Genomic DNA, 18,348 nt, shown 5'->3' on the forward strand with positions numbered 1-18,348 from the left:
CCCCATGTCAGCCGCCCGTGACGTACTTGCGCTCGCAGCCGGCGAACCAGGCGTTCTTCGCCGGGCCGAGGCACCGGTCGCCGCCGGATCCGCCGTCCACCTTGCCGCCGCCGCGTCCGGCCATCAGCCGGTCGTCGTCCGCACCGCCGTAGAGCGTGTCCCAGCCGGGGCCGCCGACCAGCGTGTCGTCGCCGGCGCCGCCGATCAGGATGTCGTCGCCGGCCAGCCCGACGAGGACGTCCTCGCCGCCGAAGCCGCAGATGACGTCCCGGCCGTTCGTGCCGATCAGTCTGTCGTCACCGGAGGTGCCGTTGATGGTGCAGGCCGGCCACGGCTTGGGCGCGGCCGGCGTCGCCGCCAGTGCCGCGCCGGGCGCGAGCGAGGCGGCCAGGAACAGTGGGAGTGAGGCGCCCGCCAGGAGGGCGCCCCGGGTCGGACTGGTCATCTGCCATTCCTTCCAGGACTGCGGGCACGAGGGGCGCGGCGTGCGCTGAGAGCCCGTGCACGCACTTGCCGAGTCGAGGTAACCGGCGGTGCCTCCTCGCCACGCGGACGGCGCCGGCGTGCCGCCGATGCCGCCCGCGCGGCGGGGGAGGACCGCATGGGTACGCCGGACCGGCGAACCGGTCCGGCGTACGGTGGATCAGCTGGTCTGGATGACCGTGAGGTCGACCTTGGTCAGCTTCACGTCGCCGCCCTTGGCCTCCGAGATCGCGGCGCAGTCCTGGTAGTTCTGGGAGGACGCGCTGCCGCTCAGCACGTTCGCGCAGGCCGCGTAGCCGGTCGCGTCGCCGCCGGCGATCTTGATGTCGGCGTCGTTGAGCTTCTTGCCCCGGGCACCGGACGAGTCCTGGATGACCGTGATGTCGACGTCCTTGAGCACCACGCCGCCGCCCTGGGCGGAGGAGATGTTGCTGCAGGACTGGATCTTCGGCGGGGTCTTCTTCAGCTTGGCGTAGGTCTTCGCCACGTTGAAGCAGGCGCCGACGGCCTTGGCGTCGCCGCCCACGATGGCGATGTCGGCCTTGTTGACGCCGGTGGAACCCCAGTTGGCGGCGGCCGGGGCGGCGGCCACGGCGACGCCGAACGCGGCGGTGGCGACCATCAGGGAGATACGGCCGGCGTTGGCCATGGTGATCTTCATGGTGAGAGCTCCTGAAGTACACGTGCCGGAATCGGTCCGACGCCGACCCGAGGCCTTGCAGTCACCGGAGGTAACTGCGTGATCACTCAGGCACGCCAAACACTATGTAGCTCGGCGGCAAAGAGCCCGTATTTTCGCCATGTGGAGGCTGTCGCGTAATTTACACTACGATTTCGTTAAAAATCCGGCATGTCGGATACAGGGAACTAGAATGGATCGTTTCCCGGGTGTAGTGACGCGACGCCGTGGCGGACGAGCGGTAATACCCGCTACTCGCGGATCAAACCCTTCTGCGGCAACGATTCCGGCGCTCCACCCAGCCGGTCCGCGACGCCGTCGTTGAAGCGCTCCAACAGCTCGGCGAACCGCTCCCGGTCCACCGCCGGCCACTCCCCGGTCAACTCGCGCAGCAGCGCCCGGCGCGCCGCGCGCATGCCGAGCAGCACCTCCGTGCCGTGCTCGGTGATCGAGATCAGCGTGGCCCGCCGGTCGCCCGGGTCCGCGGAGCGGCTGATCAGGCCCTCGGTCCGCAGCGCCTGCACCTGGCGGCTGACCGTGGAGACGTCCAGCGTGAACAGCGTGGCGAGCGTGGTCAGCCGCGCCGGGCCGTCGTCGTGGAGGCGGCCGAGGATGCTGTAGGCGGAGCGCTCCACGTGCCGCACCACGCCGGGCAGCCGCAGATGGATGCGCTGGGTGCGCCGCACCAGCAGGGTCAGCTCTCGCTCGATGCGGTCCTGCGCGTCGGTCATCGCCCATCCTTCGTACCGGTGCGGAAGCCCAGTGTGGCGGGCGCGCGCCCGCGCGACAACGTGTGCCCCCGGTCACCATCGGCCGGACCGCTCGCGCGTGCGACGGACCCGCGAGCGCACCTGTGCCAGAGTGCAGGAATGGCCCAGCCACCCGATCTTCCCGGGGCCGAACCCGGCCGCCTCCAGCTGGGCCTGCGCGTGTTGCGCGACTGGCGGCCGACCGTACCGCGATTCCGCGCGCTGGTGCGCTCGACCGCCACCTCGTTCGTGGTGCTCGCGGCCACGCTCTGGCTGCTGCCCGGCGTCGACGCCAGCGGCCTGATGGCGCTGCTCTGGCTGGTCGCGCTGGTCACCGGCGTCGGCGCGCTGCTGCGGCCGCTGCTGCTGATGCTGGCCACCGCGCTGGGCGGGCTCGGCGCGCTGCTGCTCGGCGTGCTGGTGCAGACGATCATCATGTACGTCGCGCTGCACCTCAACCCGGCCACCCGGGTCGTCGGGTTCGAGATCGCGTTCGCCGCCTCGTGGATCGCGCTGGCGTTGGCCGCGCTGGTCAACTGGGTCATCGACGCCGGCACCGACGACACGTTCACGGTCGAGACGATGCGCCTGATGTCCCGCGTCCGGCGCAGCCACCCGCGCCCGGCCGACCGCGACCGGGACGGGATGATCATCATCCAGCTGGACGGCGTCTCCGCGCCGCTGCTGCGCTGGGCGGTCCGCGCCGGCAACCTGCCGAACCTGGGCCGCTGGCTGCGCGACGGCACGCACCGGCTGGCCACGTTCCACACCGGAGTGCCGGCCACCACGCCCGCCATGCAGGCCGGCATCCTCTACGGCGACGCGCGTCAGGTGCCCGCGTTCCGCTGGTACGAGAAGGCGGACCGGCGCCTGATGGTGACCAACCGCCCGAGCGACGCCGCCGAGCTGGAGCGACGGCTCTCCACCGGGCGCGGCCTGCTCCGCGACGGCGGCGTCAGCATCGGCAACGTCTTCCCCGGCGACGCCGAGACCTGCCTGCTCACCGTCTCCCGCGCCGCGCTGCCCGGCCCGTCATCCGCCGGGTACGCCGCGTTCATGACGTTCGGCCTGGCCCGCGCGATCGTGCTGGGCTTCGGCGAGATCATGAAGGAGCTCTGGCAGAGCCGGCAGCAGCGCCGCCGCGACGTGCAGCCGAGAATCGTCCGGGGCGGCTTCTACCTGCTGCTCCGCCCGGCCACGAACGTGCTGCTCCGCGATCTGAACGTGTCGCTGATCGCGGAGCAACTGGCCAAGGGCGCGCCGGTCGTCTACTGCGACTTCGTGGACTACGACGAGGTGGCCCACCACGCCGGGCCGGCCCGGCACGAGGCGCTGCACTCGCTGGAAGGCCTGGACCGGGTGCTCGGCGTGCTGCGCCGGCTGGCCGCGGACGCGCCGCGCGACTACCACCTGGTGGTGCTCTCCGACCACGGGCAGGCGCAGGGCGCCACGTTCCGGCAGCGGTACGGCGAGCGCGTCGAGGACGTGGTGCAGCGCCTGGTCCGCCCGGCCGGCCCGGCCCGCTCGTCGACCGCGCCGGTCGAGCAGTGGGGCCCGGTGAACGCGCTGCTCACCGAGGCCGCGAACCGCTCCGGCGCGACCGCGGCCGCGACCCGCGCGGCGACCCGCAAGCGCTCCGACGGCGGCGAGGTCACGCTCGGCCCGGCCGGCGGCGAGCGGGGCGGGGCGGAGGCGGAGGAGCCGGAGTCCGTGGTGGTCGCCTCCGGCAACCTGGCCATGGTCTACCTGCCCCGGCTGCCCGGCAAGGCCACCCGCGAGCGGCTGGACGCGGCGTACCCCGGGCTGGTCGCGGGCCTGACCACCCATCCGGGCGTGGGCGTGCTGGTGGTGGGCACGGACGGCGGCCCGGTGGCGCTCGGGGCCCGTGGCGCGCACCACCTCGCGGACGGCACGGTGGAGGGTGCGGATCCGCTGCTGCCGTACGGCCCGCGCGCCCGCGCCGACCTGCTGCGCCACCAGGGCATGGACCACGTCGGCGACCTGGTGCTGATCAGCCCGGTCGATCCCGCCACCGAGGACGTGGCCGCGTACGAGGAACTGGTCGGCTCGCACGGCGGGCTGGGCGGCTGGCAGACCGAGGCGATGGTGGTGCACCCGGCCGAGTGGGCGCGCGACGCGGAGGAGTTCGACGGCCCGGACGCGGTGCACCGTCAGCTGGTCGCCTGGCTGGAGAAGCTGGGCGTGCGCGCCCCCGCCACCGACGACGAGGTCACGCCGATGCTTCCCGCCGCCGGTGCACCCAGCCGGCCACCTGCGTGACCACCACGACCAGCACGATCGCGGCCACCACACCCTCCCACGGGCGCGGGAAGACCGTGCCGCCGAGCAGCCCGACGCCGGTGTAGACCGCGGACCAGAGCGCGCAGGCCGGCGCGTTCGCGTAGAGGAACGTCCGCCAGGTCACGCCGATCACGCTGGCGGCCAGCAGCATCGGTATCCGGCCGCCGGGCAGCAGCCGGGACACCAGCAGCACCGGCACCTCGCGGCTCTTGAGTTCGGCGCCGAGCCGGTCCAGCCGCTCGTTGCCGCGCAGCCAGCGCATCCGGCGGGCCAGCGCCTCGCCGCCCCACCGGCAGGCCGCGTAGGTGACGAGATCGCCCAGGTACGCACCGAGCGCGCCGGTCAGCACCACGAACAGCACCATGACCGGGTTGCCGTGCGCGGCCAGCGCGGCCGCGCCGCCCACCGCCGCGCCGGTCGGCACGATCGGCAGCACCGCACCGAACGCGACCGCGCAGAACAGCGAGGCGAGCCCGCCGAGCCCGAGGGTCACGGCGCCGGCACGCCCGCGGTCTCGCCCGGCGCGAGCAGGTGCGCGCGGACGCCCGGCAGCAGCTCGCCGGCCAGCCGCGCGAACTCGGTGCCGGGCGTGTGGAACAGGTGCGGGCGGACGCGGCCCATCCCGACCGGCCAGAACGTGCCGTAGTGGATCGGGATCGCGTCGGACGCGCCGACCCGGCGGACCGCCTCGGCGCCGTCGGCCGGGCCGAGGTGCTGGGACGGGTGCAGGCTCGGGCCCCAGCCGCCGACCGGGACCAGTGCCAGGTCGACCGGGCCGAGCAGCGACATGCCGTCGAACAGGCCGGTGTCGCCGGCGAACCAGGTGCGCACCGAGCCCTCGATCAGGAAGCCGAGCGCCTCGCCGCGCAGCCGCGACCAGGGGCCGCGCCCGCCGTCGTGGGCGGCGGGCACCGCGCGTACCCGCACGTCCTTGATCGTGGTCTCGTCGCCCGGGCCCAGCTCGACGCAGTTGCCGGAGTAGTGACCGCCGAGGCGGCGGTGGATCAGCCCGGCCGCGCCGCGCGGCACCACGAACACGGTGTCCGGCGGGATTCGGCGCAGCGACGGGATGTCCAGGTGGTCGGCGTGCAGGTGGGAGACCAGCACCGCGTCCGGCGCGCCGGGCAGCACCGGCCGCGGGCCGCGCACCCGCCGCAGGTGGGCGAGCCGGTCGCCGAGCAGCGGGTCGGTGAGCAGCCGTACCCCCGAGTCCTCCAGCCAGACCGTGGCGTGCCCCCACCACGTGGCCCTCACCGCCGTGCCGTCCACCTGCCCACCGTACGGGACGATCATTCACCGGGTGCGCGGAGCGTGAGCTCGCGCAGCGCGCCGGCCAGCGTGTCGCGCGCCACCGGCGGCGGCATCCGGTCCGGGAACATCAGCGCCTGCAACGACAGCCCGTCCACGATCACGTGCAGCCGGGCCGCGCGCGCCTCCCGCTCCGGGTCGGCCAGCGGCGCGGTGAGCTCGTCCGGCCCGGGGAACCCGGTGAGCCCGGCCACGGCGAGCCGGCACAGGTGGCGGGTGCCGTGCCAGGCCGCGTCGCGCGCCTCGTCCAGGCCGGGCGCGCGCAGCGTGCGATCCGAGACGGCCACGAAGACCAGCACCTCGATCCGGCGCTCCTCGTCCAGCGGCAGCAACTCCTCCAGCACGGCCAGCACCCGGGCGAACGGCGTCAGTGACGGGTCGGCCAGGTGCTCCCGGATGCGCGCCGGCACCCGCTCCATCATCAGGTGCGCCGCGAAGGTCAGCAGCTCCGCCTGCGTCGAGAAGTAGTGCCGGATCGCGCCGGTGGACCAGCCGGACTCGGCCGCGATCGCGCGCACCGACACCGCGCCGGTGCCCTCCCGGCCGATCACCCGCCACAGGGCCGCGGCGAGCTCACGTCTGCGCTGGTCATGGTCGACGATCCGGGGCACCCCTCTTTTTAGCACGGCCGTGTTACCTTGTTTTTCACACGACCGTGCTAAATAACATGGGGGAGGACGCTCGTGGATGTCCTGACGCTCGTCGGCCTGGCCGGGCTGGCGCTCATCGACAGCACCAGCATCGGCACGCTGGTGATCCCGATCTGGATGCTGCTCGCGCCGCGGGTGCGGGCATCCCGGTTCCTGATCTACCTGGCCACCGTGGCGATCTTCTACGCGATCGTCGGTGTGATCCTGGTGCTCGGCGCGGAGGCCGCGACCGCCGCGCTCTCCGGGCTGTCGAACGCGCGCTGGGTCCTCTGGGCGCAACTCGTGGTGGGCGTGGGCCTGTTCGCGCTCAGCTTCCGCTTCGACGGCAAGCGCGCGAGGGCCGGCTCCGGCCGCGCGGACCGCTGGCGCGCGCGGCTGACCGGCGACGGCGCCACGATCCCGGCGATGATCGGCCTCGGCCTGGGCGCGGCCACGCTGGAGGTCGCCACCATGCTGCCGTACCTGGCCGCGGTTGGCCTGATCACGTCCGCCGGGCTGCCGGCCGCCGGATGGCTGTCCGTGCTCGGCGGCTACGTGCTGGTGATGATCCTGCCCGCGCTGGTCCTCGGCGGCGTGCGGGTGCTGGCCCACCACCGGGTCGAGCCGCTGCTCACCCGCCTGGGTGCCTGGCTGGCGAAACACGCGGACGGCGCGCTCGGCTGGGCCCTCGCCATCGTCGGCTTCCTGCTCGCCCGGGACGCGGCCGTCCGCCTGCTCCCCCTGGAACGGTGGCTGGGGAACTGAACCGCGCGTTGACGACCCGCCGAGCCACCCCATAGCATCGATCCTCATCGGTGGCTCGGCGGGCAACACGCGCCGCGGAGCGCCCCGGCCGGGAGCCCGGGGCGCCGTGCCGCGCCACCGCCGGCATGCGGGCACATGCCGGGGCCGACGCTCTTCCGCCTTCGTGTGAAAGGTTGCCCACTATGCGCGCGACATGGACGCGCCTCGCTCCCGTCATCGCCGCCGGACTCGTGGCGGCCGCGCTCGTGCCGCTGGCGCAGGCGCGCGCGGAGGAGCCGATCACGGTCGTCAACAGCACCTTCGAGGACGGTACGACCGGCGGGTGGGCCCCGCGCGGCGCCGAGGTCGTCGAGGCGGCCACCGACGTCGCGCACGGCGGCACCGGCAGCCTCGCGGTCCGCGGCCGCACCCAAACCTGGGAGGGCCCGGTCCTGGACGTGCGCGGCACGTTCGACAAGGGCGTGCAGTACACGGTCTCCGCCTGGGTGCGGCCGGCCGCCGGCGCGGACACCGCGCGGATCAGCGTCGAGCGGCGCACCGGCGGCGTCGCCTCCTACGACCAGGTGGTGGGCGACACGCCGCTGCCGGCCGGCACCTGGGTGCACCTGACCGGCCGCTACACGCTCGCCGCCGACGTCGAGTTCCTCACGCTGTACGTGGAGACCGCGAACGCGACCGGCGAGTTCCACGTCGACGACGTCACGGTCACGTACGTGCCGGCCACGCCGATCCAGGAGGACATCCCGTCGATCAAGGACGTGGTCACGGAGTTCCCGGTCGGCGCCGCGATCACCCCGGTCGCGCTGATCGGCGAGCACGGCCGGCTGCTGACCAAGCACTTCGATTCGGTCACCCCCGGCAACGCGCTGAAGTGGGACGCGACCGAGCCGGCCGAGGGCGACTTCCGGTTCACCGACGCGGACACCATGGTCAACTTCGCGGAGGCGAACGGCATGGCCGTGCGCGGGCACACGCTGGTCTGGCACAACCAGACGCCGGCCTGGGTGTTCCAGGACGCGAACGGCGAGGCGCTGACCTCGGCCCCGGAGGACAAGGCGCTGCTGCTGGCCCGGCTGGAGACGCACATCCGCGCGGTGGCCGGCCGTTACGGCACCCGCATCGGCGACTGGGACGTGGTCAACGAGGTGATCGACGAGTCGCAGCCGGACGGGTACCGCCGCAGCCCGTGGTTCGAGATCGCCGGGCTGGACTACATCCGCACCGCGTTCCGGGTGGCCCGCGAGGCGGCGCCGGAGGCGACGCTGTTCATCAACGACTACAACACCAACGTGCCGGCCAAGCGCGACCGGCTGTACGACCTGGTCGCGCTGCTGCGCGCCGAGGGCGTGCCGATCGACGGCGTCGGGCACCAGATGCACGTCAACGTGGACTGGCCGGCCGTCGCCGAGGTCGAGACGATGATCCAGACGTTCGTGCCGCTCGGCGTGGAGCAGCAGATCACCGAGATGGACGTGTCGATCTACACGAACAGCGGCGAGTCGTTCCCCACCCCGCCCGCGGACCGGCTGCTGAAGGTCGCGTACCAGTACCGGGACCTGTTCGCGCTCTACCGCCGGTACGCCGGGGAGATCACCTCGGTCACGGTGTGGGGGCTCGCGGACGACGACACCTGGCTGGACACGTTCCCGGTGACCCGCAAGGACGCGCCGCTGCTGTTCGACACGCGCCTCCAGGCGAAGGACGCCTACTGGGGCGTGGTCGACCCGTCGCGGATCGGCACCGTGCCGCCCACGCCCTGAGGGACCGGGCCCGGATCGGGTATGAACACGGCATGACCTGCTACGTGCTGTTGCCCAGCCCGTTCCTCGGCCCGGCCGCGTGGGAGCCGGTCGCGGCGCTGCTCGGCCCGGACGTGGTCGTGCCGACGGTGCGCGGCGACACGCCGGAGGAGATCGCCGGTGCGCTCGAGCGGCAGGTTCCGTACCGTGCGGATCTGGTCCTGGTCCCGCACAGCAACGCCGGGCTCTACGTGCCCGCGCTGGCGGTCTCCCGGGACGCGCGCCGCCTGGTGTTCGCCGACGCGGTCCTGCCGCCGCCGCGCGGGCGTACCCCGGTGGCCCCCGAGGGGTTCCGCGCGACGCTGCGGGACCTGACCGGCGAGGACGGCCGGCTGCCGCCGTGGACCGCCTGGTGGCCGCCGGACGCGGTCGAGCCGCTCTTCCCGGACGCCGCGACCAGGGCGACCGTCGAGCGGGAGCAGCCGCGGATGCCGTTCGCCTACCTCACCGGGAGCGTGGACGCGCCCGCGGGGTGGGACGACCGTCCCACGATGTACCTCGCGTTCGGCGACGCCTACGCGGACGAGCGCGCGGACGCCGCCCGCCGCGGCTGGCCCACGCGCACGCTCGCCGGCCACCACCTGCACATGCTCATCGACCCCGCCGCCGTGGCCGCCGCGATCGCCGAATCGTCCGGGTGACTGTGGCGTACGCCCGATGGGTCGCCCACCGCGCCGCGGTGTTGCACACTGTCGGCCGTGATGGAAGACAGCGGGCAGCCCCACGCGCTCCTGCGGGCGGCCGTGCCCCGGCCGGTGCGGACGGCCGTGGTGGTCAACCCGGCGAAGGTCGCCGACCTCGCCGAGCACCGGCGGCTGATCTGCGAAGGGCTGGAGCCGGCCGGCTGGCCCGAGCCGCTCTGGCTGGAGACCACGCCGGAGGACCCCGGCCTCGGCCAGGCGCGGGCCGCGGTCGCGGCCGGCGCGGAGGTGGTCTTCGTCTCCGGCGGCGACGGCACGGTCCGCGCCGCGATCAGCGGGCTGGCCGGGACCGGCGTGGCGATGGCCGTGCTGCCGTCCGGCACCGGCAACCTGCTGGCCGCGAACCTGGGCCTGGAGGGGCACGTGGCCGCGGCCGTGCGCGTGGTGCTGGACGGCGGCCGGCGGCTGATCGACGTGGGCGAGGTCGACGAGACCGGCGACTGCTTCGCGGTGATGGCCGGCATGGGCTTCGACGCGCAGATGCTGGCCGGCACGTCCGAGCGGGCGAAGAAGCGGATCGGCTGGTTCGCGTACCTGTTCGGCGCGGCCCGGCACATCCGGGACCGGCCGATGCGGGTGCGGATCAAACTGGACGGCAACCGAATCCTGGACCGGCGCGCCCGTACCGTGCTGATCGGGAACGTGGGCCGGCTCCAGGGCGGCGTGCGCCTGCTGGCCGACGCGGAACCGGACGACGGCCAGTTCAACGTGGCGGTGGTGACCGCGCGCAGCCTGGGCCAGTGGGCGGTGCTCAGCCTGGGCGTGCTCTACCGGTGGCGCCGCGTGCCGCGGATGGAGCTGTACACCGCATCCGAGGTGGAGGTGCGCAGCAACCGGGCACAGCCGCGCCAGCTGGACGGCGACCTGATCGCGCCGGCCGAGGTGCTGCGCGTCCGCCTCCACCCGAAGGCGCTGGTGCTGTGCGTACCCCGGCCCGAACGCGCCCGCGACCTGGCCGAGGGCGCCGACCGGGTGAAAGAGAAAGCATGAGCGAATCATCGGCTCAGCGCCGACCACGCCGTCACCGCAGCCAGGTGGGTGGTCCGGCATGAGCGAGCTTGCGAGTGAATCATCGGCTCAGCGCCGACCACGCCGTCACCGCAGCCAGGTGGGTGGTCCGGCATGAGCGAGCTTGCGAGTGAATCATCGGCTCAGCGCCGACCACGCCGTCACCGCAGCCAGGTGGGTGGTCCGGCATGAGCGAGCTTGCGAGTGAATCATCGGCTCAGCGCCGACCACGCCGTCACCGCAGCCTGGTGGGTGGTCCGGCATGAGTTCCACCAATCAGGTTCCCGAGACGCGACTGATGTCCGGGGACGAGCTCTCCGCCGACGACGCGTGGCACGCGCTGCGCGTGTACGGCCGCTGGCACCTGTTCCACGACGCGTTCGTGCGGTTCCGCTACGGCGACGGCTTCAGCCACTCGCGCGCGCTGGCGCTGCAGCTCTGCCTCGCGGTGGTGCCGTTCCTGATCGCGCTCGCCGGTCTCGCCACCGACCTCGGCGTGGAGGAGGGCGGCCTGGTGGTGGCGGACACCATCCTCGCGCTCACCCCCGGCGCCAGCCACGACATCGTCGCCGACCTGCTCACCGACGACCAGCGCACCGAGGAGGCCGGTGAGCTGGCGCTGGCGCTCGGCCTGATCACCGGCATGGTGTCGCTGACCCAGACCATGGCGCAGATCGAGCGCGGCGCGAACCGGATATACGGCGTCGAGCGCGACCGCCCGGCGCTGCTCAAATACGTCCGCGCCGCCGTACTCGCGGTGCTGGCCGGCGTGCCCGCGCTGTTCGGCTTCCTCACGCTGGTCGCCAGCCGCCCGTTCGGCGACTCGATCGCGCGCCGCTACCCGGTCTGGGGCGACGAGTTCGCCGCGGTCTGGAACGTGGTGCGCTGGCCGGCCAGCCTCGCGCTGGTCGTCTTCGCGGTCGGCGTGATCTTCCGGTACGCGCCGCGCCGCCGCCAGCCCGGCCTGTCCTGGCTGTTGTTCGGCGCCGCGCTGGCCACCGTGCTGTGGTGGGCGACCAGCCTGCTCCTCGCCGGCTACGTGCGCTTCTCCGGGGGCTTCGGCGACACGTACGGCCCGCTGACCGGCATCATCGCGTTGCTGATCTGGGCCAACCTGACCGGCATCGCGCTCTTCCTCGGGCTCGCGTTCGCGGCCCAGCTGGAGGCCGCGCGGGTCGGCGCGCCGGAGCCGGCCGAGCCGGACCGCTGGCGTCCCACGCCGGCCGACGACCGTCCACACGCGCCACACCTGCCCTCGGCCCGGTCGTCGAAGAACCGCAAGAGCGTCAAGGCCGCGCGGGTACGGTCGTTCGGCGCCGGCTTCGCGGTCGGCCCGGACGGCACGCACCGCCGGGTCCGCCCGCACAAGCCGCCGCCGGAGTAGGGAGTCGCGGTGCCGCTCACGGTCATGACCTACAACATCCTCAACGGTGGCGGATCGCGCCTCGACGACCTCCTCGGGATCGTCGACGCGCGGCGGCCGGACCTGCTCGCGCTCCAGGAGCTGCGCGGCTGGGACCGCGCCGGCGCCCGGGTGACCACGCGCGTCGCCGCCGCGCTCGGCATGACCGCGCACCTGGCCCGGGCCACGCTCGGCATGCCGGTCGCGGTGCTGGTCCGGCCGCCCGGCCGGGTGTTGCGGCACCGCGTGATCCGCCTGCCGCTGCACCACGCCGCGTCCATCGTGGAGGTGGCCACCGACCGCGGGCCGCTCACCGTGACCAGCGCGCACCTCAACCCGTTCTCCGGCTCCCGCCGCCGGCACGAGGCGGCCCGGCTGGTGCGCGACACCCGGCCGGCGGACGGGATGGCGCTGCTGATGGGCGACCTCAACGCGCTCGACCCGGGCACCGACCACACCGCGCGGCTGGGCGGGATGCACCACCTCTACCGCTCCCGCCACGTGCGCCGCCACCTGCCCGGCAAGGCCGACACGCGCGCGATCGAGACGTTGCTCGCCGCCGGGTACCGCGACCTCTGGACGGCCGCGGGCGGGCGCGGCCGGCCGTTCACCGCGCCCACCACGGAGGGCGGCGGCCGCGAGTTCGCCCACGACGGCATGCGCATCGACTACATCCTCGGCAGCGGCCCGCTCGCCGGCCTCTGCACCAGCTGCGAGACCCTCACCGGCGGCACCACCGAGTCCGCCTCCGACCACTACCCGGTGGTGGCCACGCTCGACCTCTCCTGGCCATCCTGATCTGCGGCCGGCGACGGGCGGACGGACGCGGCCCGGGCCGGGCGACGGGGAGGATGTGGCCTCCCTCGGCAGCGGCCGGCACCGGTCCGGCGGTCGCGGCCTCGGCCGGGCGCCCGGCGCGAGGTGCCGGGCGCTGTCTGTCCGAGCTGCCCTGATCGGCGGCCGGCGCCAGGTGGTGGCCGCGGCTTCCGGTCGGCTGGGAGGGAGGTGGCCGCGCCTGTCGCGGTCGTCCCGATCAGTGGCCGGTGCGCGTCGGCGTCAGGCAGATCGACGCGGCCTCGGCCAGCGTGATGGCGTGGGGCCAGCCGGGCCCGGCCGGGATGAGGGTGACCGCCGGGTGGCGTGCCTGGAGCGCGGCTGCCTCCGTGGCCGGCCGCACCCCGGCGGACCAGACCACCAGCCGGGCCGGCCCGGCCCGGTCGACGGCGGCGGAGAGCGCGGCCCACGGCAGGTCGGCGCCGAGGCGCCAGCTCTCCACGCCGTGTTCGAGCAGGATGGCGGCGAGCGCGGACGGTGGCAGGTCGCCGGGCTCGCCCGGGGCGCTGGCGAGCATGACCGTGGGGCGGCGGCCGGGCCGGGCCAGCCGGACCAGGCGGTCGTCGAGCGCCTGCCGGATGCCGGCGGCCAGCGCCAGCGCGCTCGCGGTGGGCGGGCCGGCGGTGGCGGCCAGCGCGGGCGCGCAGAGGCGCTGCCAGGTCGGCAGCGTGCCGTCCACCTCCAGCGCGTCGCCGATCAGGCGGGCCACCGCAAGGTCGTCGACCCGGGCGGCGGCCGCGAGCATGCCCCGCACGTCCGAATCGAATCCGGAGGCGGTGGGTAAGGGGGCGGGGTCACGGAGGAACGGCGTGGATGTCACGGGGCGGGCCTCCGGCGCGGCTGAGTGCTGTGCAAAGTTGATGCGGTACGGCGCAGTCCTACGATGGTTCTAAAACCGTTCGATTCTAATTTCGTACCATCTTGGCGAGGAGGTGGCAACCGGTGGCGGACAGCCGTGCGGTGATCGTGGCGCTGGAGCGGATGAAGCAGTCGCATCTGACGCTGCACCACGCGGTGGCGCGCCGCCTGAAGATCAACTCGACGGACGCGGAGGCGATCGCGCATCTGATCGAGGACGAGCCGCTCAGCCAGGAGGCGCTGCGGGTGCGCCTGCTGATCAGCAAGAGCGCGATGACCGCGCTGGTGGACCGGCTGGAGCGGAGCGGGTTCCTGGTCCGGCACGCGAATCCGGCGGACCGGCGCTCGACGCTGCTGACCGTGTCGGAGAGCGCACGGCAGGGATGGGAGACCGGGATGCAGCGGGTCTTCGACACGATCGACCCGGTGGCGGCGGCGCTCGGGCCGGACGCCGCCGCCGTGGTGGCCGAGTTCCTCGACCGCGTCGCCGACCTGCAGCTCAAGCTGGCGGACGACGTGATGCGCTACCGGTCAGAACCGGGGGAGTAGCTCCTTCTGCGCCCACTCCAGGAACGCCTCCTGGTTGTCGCCGCCGACCTGCACCACGGCGACGTGGCTGAACCCGGCGTCGACGAACTTCTGGATCGAGGCGACGTGCTTCTCCACGTCCGGGCCGCAGCTCACGGCCTCGGCCACGTCCTCCTCGCGCACGGTCTGGGTGGCGGCCGCGAACGACTCCGGCTCGGGCAGCTCCGCGTTGACCTTCCAGGTGAGGCCGGACCAGCGCCACTGGTCGTGCACGATCTTGCGGCAGGCCTCCTCGTCCGGGCCCCAGCAGATCGGCACCTGGCCGTAGCGGTTTCCGGCGCCGCCCGCCTCGCGGTACGCGCCCAGCAGGTCCGCGTCCGGCTCGATCGCCACCACCGCGTCGCCGTACTCCGCGGCGAGCGCGGCCGAGGATCGGCCGGAGATCGCGATCGCCATCGGGACGTGCTGCTCGGGCCGGTCCCAGATACGGGCCTCGGGCACGTCGAAGTACGTGCCGGAGTACGTCAGGCGCTCGCCGGCCAGCAGCGGCCGAATGATCTGGAGCGCCTCCTCGAACATGTCGTGCCGGTCCTGCACGTGCGGCCAGGGGCCCACCACGTGCTCGTTCAGGTTCTCGCCGGAGCCGAGCCCGAGCGTGAACCGGCCCTCGGACAGCACGCCGACCGTCGACGCCTTCTGCGCGACGACGGCCGGGTGGTAGCGGCGGATGGGACAGGTGACGTACGACAGCATCTCCACGCGCGACGTGGCGTGCGCGACCGCGCCGAGCACGGACCACGCGTAGGGCGAGTGCCCCTGCGACTCCAGCCACGGGTTGTAGTGATCGGACATCACCAGATGCCCGAACCCCGCGGCCTCGGCGCGGATCGCGTAATCCACCAGCTCGCGGGGGCCGGACTGCTCACTCATCAACGTGTAGCCAATGGACACCATGGGCGGACCTCCTTCGACGGGTACGCCTTACCCGCGCGAGAGCCGGTGAACCGCCCGCGGCCGGTCACAGGCGCGGCAGCACCGTGGTGGCCACCTGCCTGGCCACCTTCAGGTTCGCGGCGTCCTCGCCACCGCGGGCGTACACGTCGACCTGGACGTCGCCGGCGAGCACGTACAGGTGGCCGCCCTGGGTGAACACGGCGTCGCCGACGCCGGTCACCGGCGTGCCGTTCTTCGCCTGGAGCCCGAACTCCGTCTCGGTGGTGTGGCTGACGAAGACGGCGAGCTGACCGCCGTCGAGCTGCCACTGGCAGAACCGCACGGCCGTGTCCTCGTCCGCGCCGTCCGCGTCGGTCCGCGTGACCTGGCGCCCGGTCAGCGCGATCACCTCGACCTTGTTCAGCAGCTCGCACGGGTCCTCGATGGTCTTTCCGGAGGCCGGCTTCCGGCTGCCGGGCAGGCTCGGCATCGCGGTCGGCAGCCCGGTCGCGGGCGCCTTGCCGGCCGGCGCGCCGGCCGTGGTCGGGACCGGCGCCGGCGGGTCGTAGTCGGGGTTCTCCGTGCTGATCAGGATGCAGCCGGAGAGCGCGGGGACGGTGAGGACGGCGGCGGCGAGCAGGGGGAGGACGCGGCGGCGGATCATCTCGAACGCTCCGGAGGCAGTCAGGTCGTGGACAGTCAGAGCGTGTGACATCCGCGCAGGCCAGGGCGGGCGCGGCCGGGATCGCGGCACATTTTCGGGAGTGCGCGGCGGTCTCATCGCGGCTCGGTAACGCCGAGGAAATCTCGGAGTCACTCCATTGACATGACGTACGTCTCAGTCGTAGCTTTCCAGTCGAAGCGTTTCGACTAACCGCTTCGATGTCGCTGACCTGCGGTTTTGCATGGCTGGACGTGGAGGTGGGGATGATGGCGTCGATGGCCGACGTGGCCCGCCGCGCGAACGTCGCGGTCTCCACCGTCTCCTACGCGCTGAACGGCACGCGGCCGGTCGCGAAGGCGACGGCGGAGCGCATCCACCGGGCCATGGAGGAGCTCGGCTACCGGCCGAACGCCCTGGCCCGTGGCCTGGCCAGCAAGCGCAGCCGGAACATCGCGCTGATCTTCCCGATGCTGGAGCGCGGCCTCGGCCTGACCGAGATGGAGTTCGTCAGCGCCGCCGCGGAGACCGCCGGTGAGCTGGGATACCACCTGGTGCTCTGGTCCACGCCGCTCGGCGACACCGACCTGCTCACCCGGCTGACCCGGCAGGGCCTGGTCGACGGCGTGGTGATCATGGAGGTGCACCTCGACGACGCGCGGATCGAGATGCTGCGCCGCACCGGAGTGCCGTTCTGCATGATCGGCCGGACCGGCGAGAACCGCGAGGACCCGTTCGCGGACATCGACTTCGAGAGCACGATCCGGGACGCGGTGGCGCACCTGGCCGGGCTCGGCCACCGTACGGTCGGCTTCATCAACCACTCGCGCGCCTCGTTCGACGCGGGTTACGGCCCGTCCGTGCGCGCGGCGCGCGCGTTCGAGGAGGCGGCGCGCGACAGCGGCCTGCGCCACTTCAGCCGGTTCTGCGACGACTCGCCGACGGCCGGCCGGGAGATGTGGCCGGAGATCGTCGCGGCCCAACCCGGCGTGACCGGCGTGATCGTGATGAACGAGCGCGCCGGTGCCGGCGTGCTCGCCGCGATCCTGCGGTCGGGGGCGCGCGTCCCCGAGGATTTTTCGGTACTTTCGGTCGCTTCCTCCGAGCGGGTCGCCGAGATGACCTACCCGCCGCTGACCACGTTCCACCCGCCCGCGGCGGAACTGGGCCGGCTGGGCGTGCAGGTGCTCATCGACCGCCTGGAGGGAGGCGAGGTACCCCTCGTTCAGCAGCTCATCCCCTGCCGTCTGGTGCTGCGCGACAGCACCGGGCCGGCGACGCGACAACCGGGGGCCGGGATCTGAATTTCCCGGTTCCGCACCGAAGAGGCACGGCTTTCTTATCCACTCGAAGAGGCACCAACCGCTCCACCAGGAGGACGGCATGTTCCGTACCAGGAAGATAGGGGTTGTCGCGGCCGCACTGGCCGTGACGGCGTCCCTCGGACTCGCGGCCTGCGGCGGCGACGACTCCGGCGACTCCGGCGACGGCAAGACCCTGAGGCTGTGGCACTACGAGGGGCCGAACAGCGCGATGGGCATCGCCTGGGCCAAGGCGATCGAGGACTTCAAGGCGTCCCACCCGGGCGTCGAGGTCGTCTACGAGGAGAAGGGCTTCGAGCAGATCCGGCAGAACGCCGGCATGATCCTGAACTCGAACGAGGCCCCGGACCTCATGGAGTACAACAAGGGCAACGCCAGCGCCGGTCTGCTGTCCAAGCAGGGTCTCCTGACGGACATGACCGAGGAGGTCACCAAGCGCGGCTGGGACAAGAAGATCCCGGCGAGCATCGCGACCACGTCCAAGTACGACCAGAACGGCGTCATGGGCGGCGACAAGTGGTACGGCGTCACGAACTACGGCGAGTACGTGATGGTCTACTACAACAAGGACGAGTTCAAGCGGCTCAACCTGCAGGTGCCGACCACGCTGGCCGAGTTCGAGACGGTCATGCAGAAGTTCAAGGACGACGGTAAGACCCCGCTCGCGGTCGGCGGCGCGGAGTACCCGGCGCAGCAGATCTTCTACCAGCTCGCGCTCTCCCAGGCGACGAACACGTTCGTCGACGACTTCCAGCTCTACAAGAACAAGGTCAACTTCCAGGGCCCGGAGATGACGTACGGCGCGACCAAGTTCGCCGAGTGGGTCAGCAAGGGCTACATCGCGAAGGACTCGGCCGGCGTCAAGGCCGAGGACATGGGCGTCAACTTCATCCAGGGCAAGTCGCCCATCCTGATCTCCGGCTCCTGGTGGTACGGCCGCTTCAGCGACGAGATCAAGTACGACTGGGGCACGTTCCTGTTCCCGGGCAACACGCTGCAGGCCGGCTCCGGCGGCAACCTCTGGGTCATCCCGACCAGCGCGAAGAACAAGTCGCTGGCGTACGACTTCATCGAGATCACGATGAAGCCGGAGATCCAGGCGCTGCTCGGCAACTCCGGCGGCGTCCCGATCGGTGCCGACGCGTCCGCGATCACGGACGCGAAGAACAAGGAGCTGATCGAGAACTTCAACAAGATCAATGCTGCGAACGGCCTCGCGTTCTACCCGGACTGGCCGGCGCCCGGCTACTACGACGTGCTGGTGGCGGGCATGCAGAACCTGATCAACGGTTCCAAGACCCCGCAGGCGGTCCTCGACGAGATCGCCACGCCGTACAACGACAACCTCGCCAGCATCGGCAAGTAGCAGCACCGGCACCGCGCCGGCG

The 18,348-nt window shown here is 72.8% G+C and carries 19 protein-coding genes; 10 read left to right on the top strand and 9 right to left on the bottom strand.

What is annotated here, in order from left to right; all coding sequences use genetic code 11:
* Positions 1-7: 7 nt before the first annotated feature.
* From J2S41_RS02585 to J2S41_RS02595, 3 genes are all read right to left on the bottom strand, one after another.
* Complete coding sequence (locus J2S41_RS02585) at positions 8-445, bottom strand: calcium-binding protein (protein ID WP_310362520.1); 438 nt, start codon at positions 443-445, stop codon at positions 8-10.
* Between the two features lie 198 nt (positions 446-643).
* On the bottom strand, positions 644-1,144 hold the full coding sequence (locus J2S41_RS02590; RefSeq protein WP_310362523.1) for a hypothetical protein: 501 nt from the start codon (positions 1,142-1,144) through the stop codon (positions 644-646).
* A 269-nt stretch (positions 1,145-1,413) separates the two neighbouring features.
* Positions 1,414-1,893 carry a MarR family winged helix-turn-helix transcriptional regulator gene (locus J2S41_RS02595; protein WP_310362526.1) on the bottom strand — a complete coding sequence of 160 codons (480 nt, stop codon included), beginning with the start codon at positions 1,891-1,893 and terminating at the stop codon, positions 1,414-1,416.
* A gap of 138 nt (positions 1,894-2,031) precedes the next feature.
* Between J2S41_RS02595 and J2S41_RS02600 the strand changes: the two genes are divergently transcribed.
* Entirely contained in the window at positions 2,032-4,191 is a 2,160-nt protein-coding gene (locus J2S41_RS02600; RefSeq protein WP_310362529.1) for an alkaline phosphatase family protein, read from the top strand.
* On the opposite strand, the gene J2S41_RS02605 is transcribed toward J2S41_RS02600, so the two are convergent.
* From J2S41_RS02605 to J2S41_RS02615, 3 genes are read right to left on the bottom strand one after another with little or no spacing between them, the layout of a single operon-like run.
* Positions 4,142-4,705, bottom strand: coding sequence for a DedA family protein (locus tag J2S41_RS02605; protein WP_310362533.1), 564 nt, complete (start codon positions 4,703-4,705; stop codon positions 4,142-4,144). The two genes, J2S41_RS02600 and J2S41_RS02605, sit on opposite strands and share 50 nt — an antisense overlap.
* Complete coding sequence (locus J2S41_RS02610) at positions 4,702-5,481, bottom strand: MBL fold metallo-hydrolase (RefSeq protein ID WP_310362535.1); 780 nt, start codon at positions 5,479-5,481, stop codon at positions 4,702-4,704. Before J2S41_RS02610 ends, J2S41_RS02605 begins: the two co-directional genes overlap by 4 nt.
* A 20-nt stretch (positions 5,482-5,501) precedes the next feature.
* A complete protein-coding gene (locus J2S41_RS02615) occupies positions 5,502-6,131 on the bottom strand; it encodes a TetR/AcrR family transcriptional regulator (protein WP_310362536.1) in 630 nt (209 codons plus the stop codon).
* Positions 6,132-6,203: 72 nt separating this feature from the next.
* Between J2S41_RS02615 and J2S41_RS02620 the strand changes: the two genes are divergently transcribed.
* From J2S41_RS02620 to J2S41_RS02645, 6 genes are all read left to right on the top strand, one after another.
* Entirely contained in the window at positions 6,204-6,914 is a 711-nt protein-coding gene (locus J2S41_RS02620; RefSeq protein WP_310362539.1) for a GAP family protein, read from the top strand.
* Positions 6,915-7,096: 182 nt separating this feature from the next.
* The gene (locus tag J2S41_RS02625; RefSeq protein WP_310362542.1) at positions 7,097-8,674 is read left to right on the top strand and encodes an endo-1,4-beta-xylanase; all 1,578 of its coding nucleotides are present in this window, start codon (positions 7,097-7,099) and stop codon (positions 8,672-8,674) included.
* 32 nt (positions 8,675-8,706) lie between these two features.
* Positions 8,707-9,354: a hypothetical protein gene (locus J2S41_RS02630; protein ID WP_310362545.1), complete on the top strand. Its 648-nt coding sequence runs from the start codon at positions 8,707-8,709 to the stop codon at positions 9,352-9,354.
* Positions 9,355-9,414: 60 nt separating this feature from the next.
* Positions 9,415-10,404: a diacylglycerol/lipid kinase family protein gene (locus J2S41_RS02635; protein WP_310376245.1), complete on the top strand. Its 990-nt coding sequence runs from the start codon at positions 9,415-9,417 to the stop codon at positions 10,402-10,404.
* A gap of 280 nt (positions 10,405-10,684) precedes the next feature.
* Positions 10,685-11,806: a YihY/virulence factor BrkB family protein gene (locus J2S41_RS02640; protein ID WP_310362548.1), complete on the top strand. Its 1,122-nt coding sequence runs from the start codon at positions 10,685-10,687 to the stop codon at positions 11,804-11,806.
* 9 nt (positions 11,807-11,815) lie between these two features.
* Positions 11,816-12,622 carry an endonuclease/exonuclease/phosphatase family protein gene (locus J2S41_RS02645; protein WP_310362551.1) on the top strand — a complete coding sequence of 269 codons (807 nt, stop codon included), beginning with the start codon at positions 11,816-11,818 and terminating at the stop codon, positions 12,620-12,622.
* Positions 12,623-12,857: 235 nt separating this feature from the next.
* Here J2S41_RS02645 and J2S41_RS02650 read toward each other — a convergent pair whose 3' ends face one another.
* Entirely contained in the window at positions 12,858-13,412 is a 555-nt protein-coding gene (locus tag J2S41_RS02650; RefSeq protein ID WP_310362553.1) for a hypothetical protein, read from the bottom strand.
* 188 nt (positions 13,413-13,600) lie between these two features.
* On the opposite strand from J2S41_RS02650, the gene J2S41_RS02655 reads away from it, so the two are divergent.
* Positions 13,601-14,065, top strand: a complete 465-nt coding sequence (locus J2S41_RS02655) for a MarR family transcriptional regulator (protein ID WP_310362556.1) — start codon at positions 13,601-13,603, stop codon at positions 14,063-14,065.
* Here J2S41_RS02655 and J2S41_RS02660 read toward each other — a convergent pair.
* A complete protein-coding gene (locus tag J2S41_RS02660) occupies positions 14,048-14,998 on the bottom strand; it encodes a TIGR03557 family F420-dependent LLM class oxidoreductase (protein ID WP_310362559.1) in 951 nt (316 codons plus the stop codon). The genes J2S41_RS02655 and J2S41_RS02660 overlap by 18 nt on opposite strands.
* A gap of 64 nt (positions 14,999-15,062) precedes the next feature.
* Positions 15,063-15,692, bottom strand: coding sequence for a hypothetical protein (locus J2S41_RS02665; RefSeq protein WP_310362562.1), 630 nt, complete (start codon positions 15,690-15,692; stop codon positions 15,063-15,065).
* Between the two features lie 167 nt (positions 15,693-15,859).
* Here J2S41_RS02665 and J2S41_RS02670 point away from each other — a divergent pair, with 167 nt between their 5' ends.
* Positions 15,860-16,942 carry a LacI family DNA-binding transcriptional regulator gene (locus tag J2S41_RS02670; protein ID WP_310362565.1) on the top strand — a complete coding sequence of 361 codons (1,083 nt, stop codon included), beginning with the start codon at positions 15,860-15,862 and terminating at the stop codon, positions 16,940-16,942.
* 79 nt (positions 16,943-17,021) lie between these two features.
* On the top strand, positions 17,022-18,326 hold the full coding sequence (locus tag J2S41_RS02675; RefSeq protein WP_310362569.1) for an ABC transporter substrate-binding protein: 1,305 nt from the start codon (positions 17,022-17,024) through the stop codon (positions 18,324-18,326).
* Positions 18,327-18,348 lie beyond the last annotated feature (22 nt).

It is taken from the genome of Catenuloplanes atrovinosus (assembly GCF_031458235.1).
Taxonomy (GTDB): domain Bacteria; phylum Actinomycetota; class Actinomycetes; order Mycobacteriales; family Micromonosporaceae; genus Catenuloplanes; species Catenuloplanes atrovinosus.